This is a genomic window from Novosphingobium sp. SG720, from assembly GCF_012275365.1.
In the GTDB taxonomy this organism is placed as follows: domain Bacteria; phylum Pseudomonadota; class Alphaproteobacteria; order Sphingomonadales; family Sphingomonadaceae; genus Novosphingobium; species Novosphingobium rhizosphaerae.
Genome location: NZ_JAAZQN010000008.1, coordinates 93755 through 111545, shown reverse-complemented (window position 1 = coordinate 111545; position 17791 = coordinate 93755). Strand labels below are relative to the sequence as shown.

Here is a 17791-nt window from a genome sequence, read left to right as displayed (position 1 = left end):
TCCGGCAGCATCGAATGCGCCCTGCCGAAAGGGCGCGGCGCACCGGTGGGCAGTGGAGGGGCTCGTCTCGGCAAGGCCCAGCATGACGGGTGGCGGAGCGGCTGTGCAAGGCCGGCGGCCCCTCCAATTTTGCCGCGAGACGGAGCGTGCTGCGCACGCAAGTCTGTTTGTTTTCAGCGCAACAAAATCGGTTCCTCCGCCGCCGCGTACGCGGCGCTTCCGGCTTCGCCTCCAGCGGCCCTGACAGCCGCTCCGCCACCCGTCTTCGGAGGTCTGTCCTCGATGATGGGGACTTCAAGCGAAGGAGGCGATCATGACCATGTTTCAACCCATCGGTGCAGCGTCGGACCGCGTGATGGCAACGCTCGTGGCCGGGCTCGAGATCGAGTTTGGACGGGGCGCGGGCGAGGCGCTTGCCGCACGGTTCCTGGACGCCGAAGAGAGCGATTTCCTGTGGGATGCGCGGGCGTCGGAGCGCTGGCTCGGGGCGTATGAAAGCAACGAGGAGGAGGATTTCGAGCTCGATCGGATGGCGATCGTCGGGCGGCTGGATGGCCGCTGGTTCGTCGCGGTGTGCATCATCGATGGCGATGGCAACCCGCACGGATTGATGGGGCGACGCAGCTTCAAAAACGAACGCCAGGCCCGCGAAGCCTTTGCGGCGACCCATTGATCGGGGCCATCGGAAACGCCGGGACAGGGTGCCAAACAGGCACCTTCGTCCCGGCTTCTTTTTGCCTCGGCTTGGACGACATGGGCGGGTAGCAAGATAGTGGAGATAGGCGCCAGCAGCAGTCCAAACGGGTGGGCGGCGTAATGCCGCTGTAATTGGGCAAGCGAGGGTGCGGCGTGCGAGCGTTCCTGCGGGCAGAAACCGCAGGAGGCGAGCGATGGAGTATTTTGCCGGACTGGATGTGTCGATCGATGAGACCGCGATCTGCGTGGTGACCGACGCTGGCGAAACGGTGCTGGAGGTGTCGGTCGCAACCGACCCGGCGACCATCGCCGGCGCACTCAAACCTTTTGCCGGGCGCCTGCGCAGGGCCGGCCACGAGGCCGGCGCGCTATCACCCTGGCTGCACCCCGAACTGCTCGCGGCTGGTGTCCCAGCAGTTTGTCTCGAGACCCGCCACGTCCGCGCGGCGATGAGCGCGCAGCGCAACAAAACCGACGCGAAAGACGCGCTCGGTCTGGCCCATATCATGCGCACGGGCTGGTTCCGCCAGGCGCATATCAAGACCGAAAACTGCTATCGGATACGGCTGTTGCTGGTCCAGCGCCGCAATCTGAAACGCAAGTTTCTCGATCTCGAGAACACTGTCCGCCACTCGCTCAAGGCGTTCGGCATCCGGCTCGGGAAAGTCGGTCGCGGCGGCTTCGATCAGGCCGTGCGCGATGCGGTCGAGGGCGACGCGATGACGGTCGGCCTGATCGAATGCATGTTGCGCGCGCGGTCGGCTTTGTGGACCGAATATCTCGTCCTCAACAAACTCGTCGTCCAGCTCGCCATGGCCGACGATCTTTGCCGCCGCTTCATGGCGATCCCGGGCGTTGGGCCGGTGACCGCGCTTAGTTTTGTCACCGCGATCGACGATCCGATGCGCTTCAAACGGTCGCGCGACGTGGCCGCATACTTCGGCCTGACTTCGAAACGATGGCAGTCGGGCACCTCGATCGATGTGAAGGGGCGGATCAGCAAGGCGGGCGATCCGGACGTCCGGCGCGCGCTCTACGAGGCCGCGTCGGCGATGCTGACGCGCTTCAAGGGCGCCGACACGATCAAGACCTGGGGCCTCGGTCTGGCGAAGACAAAATGCCATGCCAAGGCGCGCGTCGCGGTGGCGCGCAAGCTGGCGGTTGTGATGCATGCGATGTGGCGTGACGGCACGTTTTACATCGGCGATCCGCAAGCGACCGAGAAGGAAACCGCCATCTGGATCGCGGCGAAAGCCAAGCGCCTGAGCTACGCCCGCACATAGGAGATCCGCGCGAGCGGATGAGGAATGGTACAGACGATGAAGACGGGAAGCACGTTATCTTGCCTGTGGCCGGCATCGCTGGACCACGCCGGAATGCCTGTGATGATGCCCCGTTACTCCGATAGCGACATGTGCCGCGACGACGCCGCAGCTGCCCGCGGGCCGCTGAAACCCGCCGTCGATGAGCACGGAAGAATGCACCGCGTACCAGACCTCGAATCCCGACTCGCTGGGCCGACTCAGCAGACCGTGATAGGAGAGCGACGATGGTAGAAAAGGCGACCAGGAAGAGCCCAATTAAGAAGGCAAGATAAAGCCATGGCACTGCGTTACCATAAGCCTTTGCCTGCACATCGTTTTTTGGAGCTGTTGCCGGCACTGCCTTCTCGGCACCAGTGCCGTTCCATGCCCAAAGGTCGGCATTCCGCCATGTTTGCCGGCACCGGTTTTCATGGGGGGCGCTGGGGATCATGCTTGCCCCTCCACGCCTCGGGAATCACGATGATGGCCGACGACAACAGCTTCTTGCCCATCCTTGGACGCCAGCGCCAGCAGGGCGGCAGGCCCGCCCGCGGCTATCTCGGCCGCGTCCTCGCCGCCGCCAATCTTGCACGCGGCGGCATGGCGGCGCCGGGTCTCGCGCGGGGAGCGTTCTCGGGCACCCGGGTCGGGCGCGGCGCGGGCGTTGGACGACTGCTCGCCAGCCGCGGCGGTCATGCTGCGGCAAACGGCCGTCGCGTCGTGGTCAAGGCCAGCATCGTCAAGCTCGCCGGCAAGGGGGTGTCGGCCGCGGCCGCGCACTTGCGCTATCTCCAGCGCGACGGCACGACACGCGAGGGCGAACGCGGCACGCTCTACGGGCGCGATACCGATACGGCCGACGGCAAGGCGTTCGGCGAGCGAGGGGCTAGCGATCGCCACCAGTTTCGCTTCATCGTCTCGCCCGAGGATGGCGATCAATATGACGATCTGAAACCCCTGACCCGCCGGCTGATGGGCCGACTTGAAGAGGATCTCGGGACGAAGCTCGACTGGGTCGCGGTCGACCATTTCAACACCGGCCACCCGCACACCCATATCGTCGTGCGCGGGAAGGACATGTCCGGTGCCGATCTCGTCATCGCCCGCGACTATCTGACGACCGGCATTCGCGAACGCGCCGCTGAACTGGTCGATCTCGACCTGGGGCCGCGCACGAGCCGCGAGATCCAGCAGTCGCTGCGGGCGGAAGTCGAGCAGGAGCGGCTGACCTCGATCGACCGGGCCTTGCTCAAGGGGGCGGATGCCGAGCGGGTGGTCGCGACCAAGGGGCGCGACGCCTTCGACCAGACGCTGCGCGCGGGCCGGCTGGCGAAGCTGTCGCGCCTGGGTCTGGCCGAGCCGCTGGGCGCCGGCCGCTTCCGGCTCGCCCCCGACCTCGCCGATACGCTTCGGCACCTGGGCGAGCGCGGCGACATCATCCGCACGATGCAGCGCGAATTTTCCCGTCCCGCGATTGCGCGTGCACCGGCCGACCAGGCGATCTACGATCCTGCCGCGCCAGATGCCCGCCCGCTGGTCGGCCGGGTGCTGGCACGAGGGCTTGCCGACGAGCACGAAGACCGCCACTACCTGATCGTCGACGGCGTGGACGGGCGCAGCCATTACGTGGCGATCGGCCGGGGTACGGAAACCGATGCCAGCCTGCCGCGTGGTGCGATCGTACAGATCGACCCGGCTAGACCGACGGTGCGCGAGGTGGACCGGACCATCGCCGCAGTCGCCGCCGCCAATGGCGGGCGATACGACGTAGATGCCCATCTTCGCCATGATCCGGCCGCCACGCAGGCCTTCGCTGAGACGCATGTCCGGCGGCTGGAGGCGATGCGTCGGATATCGGGGATCGTCGAGCGCGAGCCGTCAGGGCGCTGGATCGTAGCTCCCGATCATTTAGATCGGGTCGCAACCTATGAGGCCGCGCGCCTGCGGGACCGTCCGGTCGCGATCACCATGCTGTCGGCGCAACCGCTTGATCGGCTGGTCGATGCCGATGCCGCGACCTGGATCGATCGGGAGCTGGTTTCGGCCGCGCCCGTTCCTATTCGGGATGCCGGGTTCGGCCACGACCTGCGCGATGCCCAAGCGCGTCGTCGGCAGTGGCTTGTGGCGCAGGGTTTTGCCGAGGAAGCAGGCGGCGGCGCAACGTTTCAGAACGGCATGATAGCGGCGCTCCAGCGGCGCGAGTTGCTGCGGGTGGCGGGGGAGCTTTCCGAGGAACTGAAGATGCCGTTCCGGGAAGCTGCCGAAGGTGCCCGCGTCGAAGGCGTCTATCGCCGGTCGGTGGAGCTCGTCAGCGGCCGGTTCGCGCTGATCGAACGGTCGCGGGATTTCACGCTCGTGCCCTGGCGCCCGGTGCTGGAGCGGCAGGTCGGCAAGTCCGTCTCGGGATTGATGAGGGGCGACGGCATCAGCTGGTCGATCGGGCGCAGCCGATCCGGGCCGGGGATTTCGTGATCGTATGGAGTTTACATGCTTGCGCGGTGTAGGGTGAAATCCGCTTAAAAGCAGTTGTTTAACAGGTCGGGATGCGATCCGAACCTTTGCCGATCATTCATTTTCCGCCAAGATTAACTCGGCAAGCGAGTCTAGCTCCCTTTTAGCACTCTGCCAGTCAAGCATGTGCTTAGTTAGCAAATCGAAAAATCGCTTGCTGTGGTTATGTTCGATCAGGTGGCAAAGTTCGTGTAAAATAACATATTCGATGCAGTGACGTGGTGCCCTTATCAGCGTAGGATTCAGGTAGATAACCCCTTCGGGCGAGCAACTTCCCCATTGCGTTCTCATACGCATAAGTTTCAACGGTGGTGGGGCGCTAATCCAACTCAGCCGCTCCGAGATTTCGCCGACTTTCTTACTCAAATATTCGGTGGCACGATCACTATACCACGCATTCAGCCTGCGTCTTACGGCGGCTCGATCCGCCACTGGTAGCGAAACTTCGAGTTTGCCTCGCAAGAGTTTGACTTCCGAGCGCTGCGATTTGCTCTCATGGATAATGAGCTTGTGCCGCCGGCCAAGGTAGAAGTGGGTTTCGCCGCTTATATATTCGCGCGGTAGCGCCATTCGTCGCGCGGCGATGGCTGCGTTGCGATGCTGGAAAATCCATCTTGCACGTCGCTGAGCCGCCGCCCTGATGTGATCTACTTCCTTATCTTTGGGAGCTTCAATTTCCACATCACCGTTGGGGTAGACGTGGATGCGGATTCGGCCCGTGACAGCAGCGGTTTGTCGAACGAGGCACGACACTTCTTGATCGCCGTATCGAACAATCATGCCTTCGCGCCATTACCACGAGCAAGGCCGACACGGGTGACCTCGACAATCTTGTCGGTGATGACTTTGGCCTTCTCCAAGCCGGTCAAGCCGAAGAGACGCGGCAATAAGGCTTTACGGATGGCCGCTTCAATGTTTGCTGGATTCAGCGAATTTTCCGCGATGGCGTTCTCGACAAACTTCTCCATATCCAGCGCTGCGTGGATGAACTCCTCTTGTTCAACCGCCTCAGCGACCACATCCCCCATCTCCAGCCGGATAATCCCGAAATAGGCGCTGGCGTGACGATGATCTTCGAGGCCTTTGGGCAGATCGTCGATGGTCTTGGCAGCGAGCTTTTCCTCCAAATCTTTGAACAGAACATACTGTTTGTAGGGGTGATCGAACAGCGCGGACGCCTCCGCAATGGCGCGCTTGAGAAGGTCGGAAAAAAATAGCTGCGCATAGGGATCGTCAGCCAATTCCTGCTCAATCGTCTTGCGCACTCTGGATCGGATGATATCGGTTTCGTTCCGGGTTTTCTCAGGAGACCAGGTTTCGGCGGCCGGTTGATTCCCAAGCTCGTTGACGATCAGAACGCCGTCCACGTTCTCCACGTCCTCACCCACAACATAGCGATCGACCAGCCTCCTGATCTGGTCTTCGTAGGCGCTGTAATCGACGGCTTCCTGTGCGTCCTGCTTCACGATCTTGCGAAGGTTGGTAAAAAACTTGAGGTCGCGCTTGTATTCGGCAATTTGCACCTCGGTGATCGATGTGTCTTCGAAGAAGGAACGCGATCCCAGAGCGATCTTCAAACACATGCCGTAGGCTGTCAGCGCCTCGTAGAAATCCTCCCTGATCTTCTGGTTCAGGTCGATAGGTGATCCGCCCTCGCTCTCGCGAGTCTGTGGCACCAGCAGCTGCCGATACTGCTCGATATCGGCCCTGTTCTTGACCGGCCTGAAAATCGCCCAGAGCTCGGCGTGGAGGCTTGGCAATCGCTTATACTCGGTACTGACATCGGCATAGAGTTGATCAATGTCGTCGAGATCGAAGCCGCCCTGAGTGCGTTCAGCGAGGTCCTGATATTCCGTGAGCGCGGTATCCAGCGCCTTCAGAATGCCCCGATAGTCGATGAGCAAACCGTACTTCTTTTGCTCATGCAGCCGGTTCACGCGGGCGATGGCCTGGATCAGATTGTGCTGTTCGAGCTTCTTGTCGATATAGAGGACAGCGTTGCGCGGTTCATCAAATCCAGTGAGCAACTTGTCGACCACGATCAGGATGTCGGGTCGGCCCTCGGTCGAGAAATCCTCGATAACTTGGCGCTCGTAATCCTCGGGCTCGCCACGCACGTTTTCCTTCCACCATTGCAGCACCTCGGGCAGCTCTGCCTCATCAACTTCCGAATGGCCTTCGCGCGTATCCGGGGGGGAAATGACGATGGCGCTGCTGACCAGGCCGGTTGCATCCAGCGCCTTCTTGTAGCGGATGGCTGAGCGCTTGGAATCGGTCGCCAGCTGACCCTTTAGACCGAGATCGAGATCCTTGAAGTTTTCCTTGAAATGGGTCGCGATATCGAGTGCAATCAGATTAATCCGGTCGCCAGAGCCATAAACCGCGCCCTTGGTCCCGAACTTCTTCTTGAGATCGCCTCTTTGCTCATCGGAAAGGCCAGCGGTTACCTTCTCGAACCAGTTGTCGATCGCGCGCTCGTTCACGTCGAGGATCGGTTTCCGTTCCTCGTAGAGCAGCGGCGTTACCGTGCCGTCCGACACGGCGTCCTTCATCGTGTAGGCGTGAACGATCCGCCCGAACTTGTTGGCCGTCTTGTCGTCCTTCAGCAGAGGCGTGCCCGTGAACGCGACATAGGCGGCGTTTGGCAGGGCCTTGCGCATGCGCTCATGGTTCTCGCCGCCCTGGCTGCGGTGGCCTTCATCGACCAGCACGATCATGTCTGCGCTGTCGTTGCGGCATTCGGCGTGGCGAGCCGCGCTGCCGAACTTGTTGATGATCGTGAAGATGATCCGCTCGGCGCCCTTGCCGATGCGCTTGGCCAGGTCGCGGCCCGATTGCGCCTTGGCTTTGCCCGCATCCTTGGAGCCGATGTCTGAGCCGAAAGCTCCGCCAGTCAGGAAGTTACCTGCCAGCTGCTTTTCCAGATCACGCCGGTCGGTCACGACCACCAGACGGCATGCCTTCAACTTTTCATGCAGCAGCAGAGCCTTGCACAGCATCACCATCGTGAAGCTCTTGCCCGAACCGGTGGTGTGCCAGATCACCCCGCCTTCGCGCGCGCCATCGGGTTTGATCCAGCTGATCTGGTCAAGCAGCGCGCGGATGCCGAAAAATTGCTGATGGCGGGCGACGATCTTGTCCACCTTTCGGTCGAACAGGACGTAAGAGCGGACGAATTCCAGCAGACGATCAGGCGTGCAGAGGCCGATCAGCAGCCGGTCCTGTGCGGTGACGGCCTGCTCGTCGCTCCACAAGTGCCGAAAGTGGTCACGCACTTCGCGCACATGGTTCTTCAGGATCGCCGCACGCGGATCGATTTCCTTTGCGGCGTTCTTGATCTGGCGGAAGTGGTCTTCGGAAAACTCCTCCTCGCGCCATTGCGCCCAGAATTTGCGCGGGGTCCTGGTGGTGCCATAGCGGCCATCGGTCATGCCGATGGACAGCAGCAGATGCGTATAGGCGAACAGGTGCGGGATTTCCTCCTGCCCCTGGTTGCGGATCGTCTGGCTGATCCCCTCGTCGACCATCGACTTGTTGGGGTTGCCACTGTCAGGCCGCTTGGCCTCGATTACCAACAGCGGGATGCCGTTGACGAAGCCGACGAGATCGGGTCGCCGCGTGTGGGTGCCCGGCACGGCGAGCACCTCCATCTCATCACTGACAACAAAGCTATTGGCCAGCGGGTGCGCCCAGTCGATGATCGGCACGGTGACGCTGTGCTTCTTGCCATCGACAAATTCGGTGACGGTAATGCCTAGCGTGATGGCGTTGTAGAGCTTCTCGTTGGCGGTGATCAGCCCTTCATTGAGCGCGGGCGAAGTCAGCTCGCGGACAATCTGGTCGATCGCGTTGGTCGACAGCGGATAGGTCCGCCCCTTGTAGTCGAACGTCCGCCGCCGCAGTTGCTCGACCAGCACAGCGCGCAGCACGACCCCCTGGTTGCCGCCGCGCGAGGCGAGGCAAGCCTCGGGCGAGAGATAATCCCAGCCTAGCGAAACCAGCGTTGCGAGGGCCGGGATATGGGAGCTGTAAAGCTCGGCGGTATTCGGCGTCATTACGCGGCCAACTCGTATGGCCAGCCAAAATGCGTTGTGAGGCTCCCATCATCGGCAACTTTTACGACCATGCGATAGCGGGTCCCAGCCGCACTATCCTTAACCGCCTTCGGACACCTCTTGATGGGCACAACCGTATCCAGGCCTTGGCCGGGCAATGCACGTACCACATGGCCATTCGCATCGTCCTGCACTTCGACAAGAAACTGCTGATGCTTAGAATGGCCTCCCTTCGCCGGGCTTTCGTCGGGAATGAATGCTAGCGCGCAAGGTACGCGCATCACGTCAAGGCGCTGCATATTCCGCATGAGACTGATTTTGGAAAAGAGCGGAAGATTGTCGGAAAGGCCCCCAGGGTCTTTGTGAGAAATGATCCCAAACACCACCCTGAAATCGAAATGTTCGAAGGGCGCGAGGTAGGTTGGTTGGTCGTTCCCGCCCAGCCGGTCGACGACCAGCTGCTGCATTTTCGCACAGGAGCTCTCCTCCAGCTCGATCAGCTCGATCGAGTTCACGCCTTGATTGAACAGGTGACTGAGATGGGAAGAACGCGTCGAAATCTTGATGTGGTATAACGATGCCCGGTGCCCGCACCTGGCACTGCCATCGGCCTGTACGCTGTAGAGATCGCAAGGCTCGATATTGGTGCTTCCCGTAGGGCTAATGTCTGTTTGGTCAAGGCAGATGAAGCGCCCCTGCCAGCCCGGAATGGCGGCGTTGTAGTTGCCTTCGCTGTAAATGGCTTTGCCGTCCTTCACGCCGTCATGATTGTACGGGCACAGGTCAGTCGCTTCGCATTTGGCATCCAGATATGTCTTCAGCCTCGCGACGAAGCTCTTCTCGGCTTTGTACCAATCCCCTTCATTAAGGTGGTACAAGACGTCCTCGCCCTGCGGCTCGGCGTCAAAGATGAGACTCCGAAAGACCCCATATGTGCGACCCGGCGCTCCCTCTACGTCGGTCAGGATCATTCGATAGGATTTGAGCTGGTCGATAGTCAGGGTGTTCAGATCGAAGTCTTCGCCCAGATAATCGTAAAAGGCTTCCATTGAGATGTCTGGATAGACCTCGCTGGTTCCGCCCGGACCTTGAAACATGCAGCAGGTGTTGTCCCGATAATCGACAATGTCGGGAATCGTAAGCGTGGTGCTGCCATCTCGGGACCGCACAGATTCCAGAACGAGTTGATTGAGGCGGTTCACCTCTGCAGGATCGCGAACCGGCACGATGTTCTGGATGTTGGGGAACGTCTCCTTGTAATCCTCGCTGTCGTAGAGGGCGAGCAGACGCGCACAGCGCTCGGCAAGCTCGCCCGGATCAATCTTCATGCTGATCTTGAGGCTTGCTGAGCCGGTCGCGTTGCTGAACAGGTCCTTGTATTCAGGCTTCACCTTGCCAGTCAGGCTCTTGATGATCTCGCTGTCCCCATCGAAGTCAAGATAGGTCAGCTCGGTTGAGACCGGAACCTGCGTCCGCCTGCGGCGGGCAGGGCCAGGTTCGATCATATCTGCGCTCTTCAGTTCCTTAGGGTCGACACTGTTCAATGTCACGATCAGGCCGAAGTCGTATTCGTACGCCTCGTCCCTCATGTGGTGCAGTACATGGCCGAATGTCAGGGCGAAGCATCGATCGCCAACGGGTAGGAAGAGGATTGCGCCCTTGAACTGCTGCCAGAGCTCTTCCTGGATCCCGAAGTAGCTGCGCCACCACGGGTGCTTGCGTTCGGCATCAAGGATGAAAAGCGTTCCGCCATCGGGCAGAGCAGTTGCCCCTGCCGCCGGCTGAAGCTCGTGATCGTCTTCCAGCGTGTTGGTCGCGTCGAATCCGGCTTTCAGCAAGTAGATCGAAAAGGGACGAGATTTGCTCATCAGGCTTGCCTCCGTAGTTCAGCGACCGCCAGGAACAGGCTGAACAGCTGCCCGGCCAGGCGCTCGGCCTTTTGCCAGGACATGCGCTGCGCGGTGGCGTCGAAGGAATTGTCCCATTGCGTTGGCGGCGGGACGGAAGTGAGTTCGCGGTAAAGGCTGTCCAGCGCGGCCGCGAGGTCGTCGGGCAGCTTGTGCATCTTCGGGCTGCGGATTGGCAGCAGATACTGCTTGCCAGCGCGCGCGAGGCGTTCGGGGCGGGTGCCCTTGCCGGTCGCCATGATCTCCATCGCGCCCAGCAGCTTTTCATAGGCATAGCCATAGGGCGCGATTGCCATCATGCCACCTCGCTTTCCGGGAGTTTGACCCGTCGTTTGCCGGTGAGCAGTTGCTGCATCAGCGCGGCCTTTTCCTGGCGGAGGGTGGTGAGTTGGGCTTCGTAGGCCTGCTCTTCGGCCTCTGCCGCGTTGATGACTTTCGCAATGGCGGCTTGCTCGTCCGGCTGCGGGATGTGAAGCGAGGTCTCGAAGAACTCTACGACGCTGACATTGAGCAAGCCATGGTTGCGCGCGCCTTCCTGCGCGATTGCGGCGATCTCGCGGTTGAAGAGGCCTGCTTCGAAATAGTGCCGGAAGAAATCCTGATCGAAGCCACGCCGGGTCAGACGGAAGCAGATATAGAGGCTGGAGACGATGCCGCTGTCGTAGCGGTCGAGCGGCTTGATCGCTCCCATTGGGTAGCCATCGGAATAACTCTTGTTGTAGGCGAAATCGCCGCGTTGGAGCAGCGTGTAGCCCCGGACGTCATCGCTCGCGACGCTCTTGTTGAAGTACTCAACCTGGCTGATGAGGCCATGCTGGGCCGAGATGGTGAGTACATTCGTGTTGCCTTCGGCGTTCTTTGTTTTCACCCGGCCGAACACGTCCGCGAAGTCAGCCCATGCCCACGGCTCGGAGAAGCCTGGCAAGCGTCGCTTGCCACTTAGAAGCTGCTGCATCAGCGCTCGCTTCTGCGCGCGGGCGTTGGCGATCAGCGCTTCGACCGTCTCGATGGCGCGGTCCCACGCTCTTATGATTTTAACGATAGCCGACTGTTCCGCGTATGGCGGGTAGCAGATTTGCAGGCGCTTGAAGTACGGGAGCCCAATTGTCTTGATTGTAGAACCGACAGCCTGACGTTCGAATTCGCGTTTGTTGAATTGGAGCCAGATGTAGAGGAACCAGTTTTGAAGACCGAGGGACGGGGAGCAACGCCAAGCAATAAAGTGCTGGCTCACCGCCATATCACCATCAAGAACGGCGCTCTTCCCTACTCCTGCGTCACGCGACAGAATCACCGTCCCTGACGGGTGAACAACAGCGGAGGACTTGGCAATACCAAGCTCAGAAATCTCTTTGTCTGTTTCCGATATCGCACCCGCATCAAGCCGATGCGAATCGGCGAGCGAGACCCATTTGATCCCACCGTTCCAGTATTCAGGATGCTCTTTATCGGGGGTGTGGCCACTCCCCCGCTTTGTGACGCTGTCGAGCAGCGAGATTTTCCAGCCCTCCGGGGCCTCCATCCGCCGCGCCATCAATTTACGTCCCGTTTCTTATCAGCGGCGAGCTGCTTCACCTTGGCGGTGGCCTCGATGAAATGCTGCTCGACCGCGCTCGGCGCATTGATCGCGCGGCTGTGCCAGCGGTCGTATTCGGCATCGACATGGCGCTGCGCCTGTTTGGCGGAGACCCGGCCCGCGCCATCGAGCAGCGGGTGATCGCCCAGCTTCAGGAAGTCGTCCAGCTTGGCGATCCAGTCGGCCATGTGCATCGGCTTGCGGTTCTTCGCCATCGCTTCGGCAAATTCCAGGAAGGCGACGGTGATGCGGTTCAGCGTCTCCATCTCCTCATCCTGCAGATAGTTCTTGGCGATCTGCGCGTCCTGCTTGGTCGGCAGGCGGCCCTGCTTCTCGCCGGGCCAGCTGGTCAGCCCCATCATCGGCTTGGCGGCATCGGCGCGGGCCAGTTTGGTTTCCGCTGCCGTCTGGCCGTGGGCGGCGTGGTGCATCTTGTTCTGCACCGTCTGAAAGAATTGCGTACTCGCCTCTGCCCTCGGATCATAGTCCACCGCGGTGGCGTAGATATCGAGCACCTTCTTGTAGAACAGCTTTTCCGACGCGCGGATGTCGCGGATGCGGGCAAGCAGCTCTTCGAAATAGTCGTTGTCCGGCTCCTTCAGCCGGTCGTCGTCCATGACGAAGCCCTTGACCAGATATTCGCTCAGCGCCTCCGATGCCCAGCGCCGGAATTGCATGCCCCGCCGCGACCGCACGCGGAAGCCGACCGCCAGGATCATTTGCAGGTTGTAGAGCAAAATCTGGCGGGAAACCTTGCGTTTTCCCTCGGTTTGAACTGTCAAGTTTTCTTTGACAGTTGCCGCTTCCTCCAGCTCGCCTTCTTCCAGAATGTTCCGGACATGCAGGCTGATGCTCTGCTTGGTGGTCTGGAACAGCTCAGCCATTTCGGCCTGGCTCAGCCAGACGCTGCCGTCGCTCGCCTGAAGGCGGATGACGGTGACGCCATCTTCCGTCTGGTACTGGATGATCTCGCCCGCCATCAGTAGCCAAGCTCCCTGAGGTAGCCGTCCATCTTCTCCTCCAGCACCGCGAGTTCGGCCTTCAGCTTGAGCCGCTCGGCGCGGACGGCAACCAGGTCGATCTCTTCCTCTTCCTCGAAGGTATCGACATAGCGCGGGATGTTGAGATTATAGTCGTTTTCGGCCAGCTCCTCGGGGGTCGCGAGATAGGCATATTTGTCGACGCTCTCGCGCTTGCGATAGGTATCGACGATCTTCGCCAGATGGTTTGCATCAAGCTGGTTCTGGTTCTTGCCCGCCTTGAACTCGCGGCTGGCATCGATGAACAGCACCTTGTCGTCCGTCTTCGTCTTGCGGAAAATCAGGACGCAGGCCGGAATGCCAGTGCCGTAAAACAGTTTCTCCGGCAGGCCGATCACCGCTTCAAGCAGGTTTTCCTGGATCAGCTTCTGACGGATCGTGCCTTCGCTCGATCCCCGGAACAGCACGCCATGCGGCGCGACCACCGCCATGCGCCCGGTCTTCGGCTTCATCGTCTCGATCATGTGGAGGATGAAGGCGTAATCACCCTTGGTCTTGGGCGGCAGACCGCGACGGAAGCGTCCAAACCTGTCATTCTCCGCCGTATCGATGCCCCACTTGTCGAGGCTGAAGGGTGGATTGGCGACGACCACATCGAAGTGCTTCAGCCGGTCCCTGCTCGGTTCGAGCATATTATTTGTACGGCGAGGGTCCACTTCGAGCAGCTTGGGGTTGCGGATGGTGTCGCCCCATTCGATGCGGTGATTGTCCTCGCCGTGCAGGAACATGTTCATCTTGGCGAGCGCCCAGGTGCTGCCGATCGATTCCTGCCCGAAAAGCGCATACCGCTTTGAGCCTCCGAATTTGGCCTGCACGCGGCGACCGCACTTCATCAGAAGCGAGCCAGAACCGCAGGTGGGGTCGCAGGCCTCTTCGCCCTCAGCCATGTCCATGATTTCGGCCATCAGTTCGGACACTTCGGGCGGCGTATAGAATTCGCCCGCCTTGCGCCCTGCATCGGCGGCGAAGTTCTTTATCAGAAATTCGTAGGCGTTTCCGATCACGTCGAGGTTGCCGATGCGCGAAGGGCGCATGTTCAGCTCGGGACGGGAGAAATCCTCCAAAAGGTGACGCAGGATGTCGTTCTTCTGCTTTTCCTCACCCAGCTTGTTGGAGTTGAAGCTGATATCCTGAAATACGTCGCGCAGTTTGCCGACGTTAGCTTCTTCGATGGCGTGCAGCGCCTTGTCGATCCGCTCGCCATTCCCCGGTTCATGCCGTGCCTTGTAGAGTGTGGCGAAGTTGGCAGATTCCGGTAGGACGAAACGCTCGCTCGTCATCAGCTCCGCGATCAGTTCGGGCGTGTCGCCATACTGCTTCTTGTACTCGTCATAGTGATCCTGCCAGACGTCCGACAGGTACTTGAGGAACAGCATGGTGAGGACATAGTCCTTATAGACGTCAGCCGAGACCGTCCCGCGAAAGGTATCGCAAGCGGCCCACACAGCCTTGTTTACTTCGTCCTGTTTAATCTGGTCGTTCACGATGTTCTCTGCTCCGAGCGCTGAAAGGCAGGTGCAAGCAGCTGCCGGGCAATGGCCGCCATTTCGGCGGCTCTGTTATCGATAAGTTGGGTGAGGATCGCACGTTCGCTGCGCATTGCCGCCTCCAAATCGACGATGTGCTGCTGCTTCGCCAGCGGTGGGATCGTGATTGGCAAGGTCTCAACCACCTCGCGTTTGAGATTGAGGATGTAGGAGCCGGTCGCGCCCGCTGCGAAGTGGTCTTGCGCGGGCTTCTGCATCATCTGCCAAGCCAGGAATTGGGGCAGGATCGCACTTGTCATAGCGCGAATGACGAAGAAATGCGGCGAGCAAACAACCTGCTCGTCGCGTTCCTCGATGCAATAGGGGAAGTTGCGTCCACCGCGCGTGGACAAAATGATGTCGTCGGGCCGAAGAAATGCTTTTGTGGATGGGCGTGGCAGCTCGATGCGCGAAAGCCTATTCCAATCGATCCCAGTGTCAGGATCGGCATTGCGCATTTGTATAACGGCGACCCCGCCTTCCGGCAGTGCGTCGATCTTGCCGCGAAAAGGGTAGCCCGCAGAGATTGACGCGAAGCCACCCAAAATACCAGAATCATATGCATCAAAGCGCTTCATGCGACTCGTAATGAGTTGGTGGACGAAGTTTGTCAATCCATCCTGCATTAAGTCGCTTGACGCATCGAAAATGTGGCGCACGGCCTAGCTTCGTTTGATCGTGTGCAATCTCGGCGACGTACCTGCGATACCATCGAGCAGTCGGAATGGCGGCTTCTGGCCTTTGCATTCTGCAAGGAAGACGCTCCGGATCGTCCGACCAAGCTGTCGTCAGATTGTTCGTGAGGGCAACGGCTCCGTACCCTCGCTGAGGATCGCAAGATATCGCCGGTACCCGAAAACGCGGCCACGCCGCTTGCCCGTGATTTCCTCAACCACCCCCAAGCGTTCAAGGTCGGCGAGCACCGCATTCACGGTCGGCGCTGACAGGCCAGTCCGTTCGACCAGTTGGTTCGCATTGAGGAACGGGTTCTGCTGGAACAGATCATGGACGCGCAGCGCCGATCCGGCACGATCACTCTCAGCGGTGATCCGTTCGCGATCCTCCTTGAACAGATCGACGATGCGGGTGGCAGCGTCAAAGGCCTGATTGGCGGTATCGGCCACGCCGGCGAGGAAGAAATCGAGCCAAGCCTCCCAGGCGCCCTCTTCGCGGACCTCTTGCAGCAATCGGTAATAATCGTGCCGGTGCGTCTTGAGATACAAGCTGAGGTAGAGCAGCGGCTTTCGAAGGACGCCGTTGACGCACAGGTACAATGTTACCAGTAACCTGCCGATCCGTCCGTTGCCATCGAGGAAGGGGTGGATCATCTCGAACTGGACGTGAAGCAGGCCCGCCTTGATCAACGCCGGCAGGCGAGACTCCTCCTCGTGCATGAACCGTTCGAGGGCATCGAGACAGCCATCGAGTTCCGTGGTCGGGGGTGGGACGAACAGCGCATTGCCGGGACGGGTACCGCCGACCCAGTTCTGCGATCGGCGGAATTCGCCGGGACTCTCGGTGCCACCTCGGCCGCTTTGCAGCAGGCGCTCGTGCATCTCGCGGATGAGGCGAAGCGAGAGTGGCATTTCCTCCAGACGTTCGAGGCCGTGCATCATGGCATCGACGTAGTTCGATACCTCGCGAATATCTTCGATAGGCTGGCCGGTCTGTGCCTCGGTTTCGAAGCGGAGCAGGTCGGAGAGCGTCGATTGTGTGCCCTCGATCTGCGACGAAAGCACCGCTTCCTTCCTGACGTACATGTAGAGGAAGAGTTCCTGGCGCGGCAGCAGCATGGTGATACCGTCGAGGCGCCCCAGGGCACGCTCCGCAAGGCTGAGCCGGTCGAGCAGCGCCAACACGTCGATCGGTGGCGCAGGTGGCTGCGGCGGCGGCACGAATGCCCTGACCATCTCCCCGGCTACGGGGGTCTCCACGAAACGGCCCAGCCGCGGATTCGGTTCTGGATCAGTCATGCGCGCCAATATGCACGGCACGCCTTATTTAAGCAATCGCCACTTCACTTAATTAGCAAATGCGCTAAGATAAGCTGGCTTAAATAAGGGAGGCGGCAAGGTGCGCGATCATCTGGAACACACGCGGGATAGCGTTCGTGCGTGACGCGCGATCATCGGCGCACCCGTCCATGTGGTTAGGGCTTGCCAACTTCATGGTCTGCCGTGAGAATCCCCTTCGTGCGGAGTGACATCGACCATCTGCCCCCGGTCCAGCAAAGCGAACTGGACCGCGTGAAGCAAACGCTTATGGGCGAGTTTGCCGATGCGATCGCGCGCGCGAACCAGCCGTGGAAGAAGAACGGCAAGATCCTCAAGATCATTCTGTTCGGCAGCTATGCCCGGACCGACTGGGTGGACGAGCCGGAGAACGGCTACCAGTCGGATTTCGACCTGCTGGTCATCGTCAGCCACCCGGACCTCACTGACGTAGCCGATTACTGGTATGTCGCCGAGGACAAGATCCTGCACGACAGCGCGATCGCGCGGCCGGTGAACATCATCGTCCATACGCTGGACGAAGTGAACCAGGCGCTGAGCCGGGGTGAATATTTCTGGACCGATATCGCCCGCGATGGGATCGTGCTCTACGAATTGCCCGGCAGCGCGCTTGCGACGCCCAAACCGCTGACGACAGCTGACGCCCACGAGATGGCATCGAAATATTTTGCAGAGAAGCTTGGCGATATCGATGTCTGGCTCGAAACAGCTTCGGCGCAGCAGTCACGTACCGACGATCCGGTTCGATATAGGCGACATGCAGCATTCAACCTACATCAAGCGACCGAAACGGCTTACGCTTGCTTCCTGCTCGTCCGCACCCTCTATTTCCCCCGCTCCCACAACATCAAGTTCCTGCGCTCGCTCGCCGAGGACAGCGAAGCGCGGCTGATCGAAGCTTGGCCCCGCGCCACTAGACTTGACCGCCGCCGGTTCGAACTTCTCAAGCGCGCCTATGTCGAGGCTCGCTATTCGGCGAGCTATGAAATCGGCAATGAGGATTTGGACGCCCTGTCGCAGTCGGTCCGCGCCCTGCGCGACATCGTCGAGACTGTTTCGCGCGAACGCCTCGACACGCTGAAAGCCGACGCCGGCCTCTAACCGCTTGGAACCCGCTCCCGGATAGCCTTCCGTTTCGGCATCCGACCGGAGCAGACCGACACG

At 60.5% G+C, this 17791-nt stretch carries 13 protein-coding genes; 4 read left to right on the top strand and 9 right to left on the bottom strand.

Annotation, left to right across the window (positions count from 1 at the left end):
* Positions 1–313 precede the first annotated feature (313 nt).
* The 3 genes from FHW94_RS21510 to rlxS all read left to right on the top strand — a co-directional run bounded on the left by FHW94_RS21510 (position 314) and on the right by rlxS (position 4472).
* On the top strand, positions 314–673 hold the full coding sequence (locus FHW94_RS21510) for a hypothetical protein (protein ID WP_168557888.1): 360 nt from the start codon (positions 314–316) through the stop codon (positions 671–673).
* Positions 674–890: 217 nt separating this feature from the next.
* A complete protein-coding gene (locus tag FHW94_RS21505; protein ID WP_084584613.1) occupies positions 891–1979 on the top strand; it encodes an IS110 family transposase in 1089 nt (362 codons plus the stop codon).
* Positions 1980–2483: 504 nt separating this feature from the next.
* Positions 2484–4472 (top strand): relaxase/mobilization nuclease RlxS, encoded by a 1989-nt coding sequence (gene rlxS, locus FHW94_RS21500; RefSeq protein ID WP_168557913.1) that lies wholly within the window; start codon positions 2484–2486, stop codon positions 4470–4472.
* Positions 4473–4565: 93 nt separating this feature from the next.
* On the opposite strand, the gene FHW94_RS21495 is transcribed toward rlxS, so the two are convergent.
* From FHW94_RS21495 to FHW94_RS21455, 9 genes are all read right to left on the bottom strand, one after another.
* Positions 4566–5291 carry a SprT family zinc-dependent metalloprotease gene (locus tag FHW94_RS21495; RefSeq protein ID WP_168557887.1) on the bottom strand — a complete coding sequence of 242 codons (726 nt, stop codon included), beginning with the start codon at positions 5289–5291 and terminating at the stop codon, positions 4566–4568.
* On the bottom strand, positions 5288–8566 hold the full coding sequence (locus FHW94_RS21490) for an HsdR family type I site-specific deoxyribonuclease (protein WP_168557886.1): 3279 nt from the start codon (positions 8564–8566) through the stop codon (positions 5288–5290). The genes FHW94_RS21495 and FHW94_RS21490 overlap by 4 nt, the downstream gene beginning before the upstream one ends.
* Positions 8566–10434: a DUF6119 family protein gene (locus FHW94_RS21485; RefSeq protein ID WP_168557885.1), complete on the bottom strand. Its 1869-nt coding sequence runs from the start codon at positions 10432–10434 to the stop codon at positions 8566–8568. The genes FHW94_RS21490 and FHW94_RS21485 overlap by 1 nt, the downstream gene beginning before the upstream one ends.
* A complete protein-coding gene (locus tag FHW94_RS21480; protein ID WP_168557884.1) occupies positions 10434–10772 on the bottom strand; it encodes a hypothetical protein in 339 nt (112 codons plus the stop codon). Before FHW94_RS21480 ends, FHW94_RS21485 begins: the two co-directional genes overlap by 1 nt.
* Positions 10769–12007 carry a restriction endonuclease subunit S gene (locus FHW94_RS21475; protein WP_168557883.1) on the bottom strand — a complete coding sequence of 413 codons (1239 nt, stop codon included), beginning with the start codon at positions 12005–12007 and terminating at the stop codon, positions 10769–10771. Before FHW94_RS21475 ends, FHW94_RS21480 begins: the two co-directional genes overlap by 4 nt.
* Positions 12007–13029, bottom strand: a complete 1023-nt coding sequence (locus FHW94_RS21470) for a virulence RhuM family protein (protein ID WP_168557882.1) — start codon at positions 13027–13029, stop codon at positions 12007–12009. Before FHW94_RS21470 ends, FHW94_RS21475 begins: the two co-directional genes overlap by 1 nt.
* On the bottom strand, positions 13029–14573 hold the full coding sequence (locus tag FHW94_RS21465; RefSeq protein ID WP_168557881.1) for a type I restriction-modification system subunit M: 1545 nt from the start codon (positions 14571–14573) through the stop codon (positions 13029–13031). The genes FHW94_RS21470 and FHW94_RS21465 overlap by 1 nt, the downstream gene beginning before the upstream one ends.
* On the bottom strand, positions 14570–15193 hold the full coding sequence (locus FHW94_RS21460) for a restriction endonuclease subunit S (protein ID WP_168557880.1): 624 nt from the start codon (positions 15191–15193) through the stop codon (positions 14570–14572). Before FHW94_RS21460 ends, FHW94_RS21465 begins: the two co-directional genes overlap by 4 nt.
* A 210-nt stretch (positions 15194–15403) precedes the next feature.
* Complete coding sequence (locus FHW94_RS21455; RefSeq protein ID WP_168557879.1) at positions 15404–16588, bottom strand: Fic family protein; 1185 nt, start codon at positions 16586–16588, stop codon at positions 15404–15406.
* A 288-nt stretch (positions 16589–16876) separates the two neighbouring features.
* Between FHW94_RS21455 and FHW94_RS21450 the strand changes: the two genes are divergently transcribed.
* Positions 16877–17728: a HEPN domain-containing protein gene (locus tag FHW94_RS21450; protein WP_210425805.1), complete on the top strand. Its 852-nt coding sequence runs from the start codon at positions 16877–16879 to the stop codon at positions 17726–17728.
* Positions 17729–17791 lie beyond the last annotated feature (63 nt).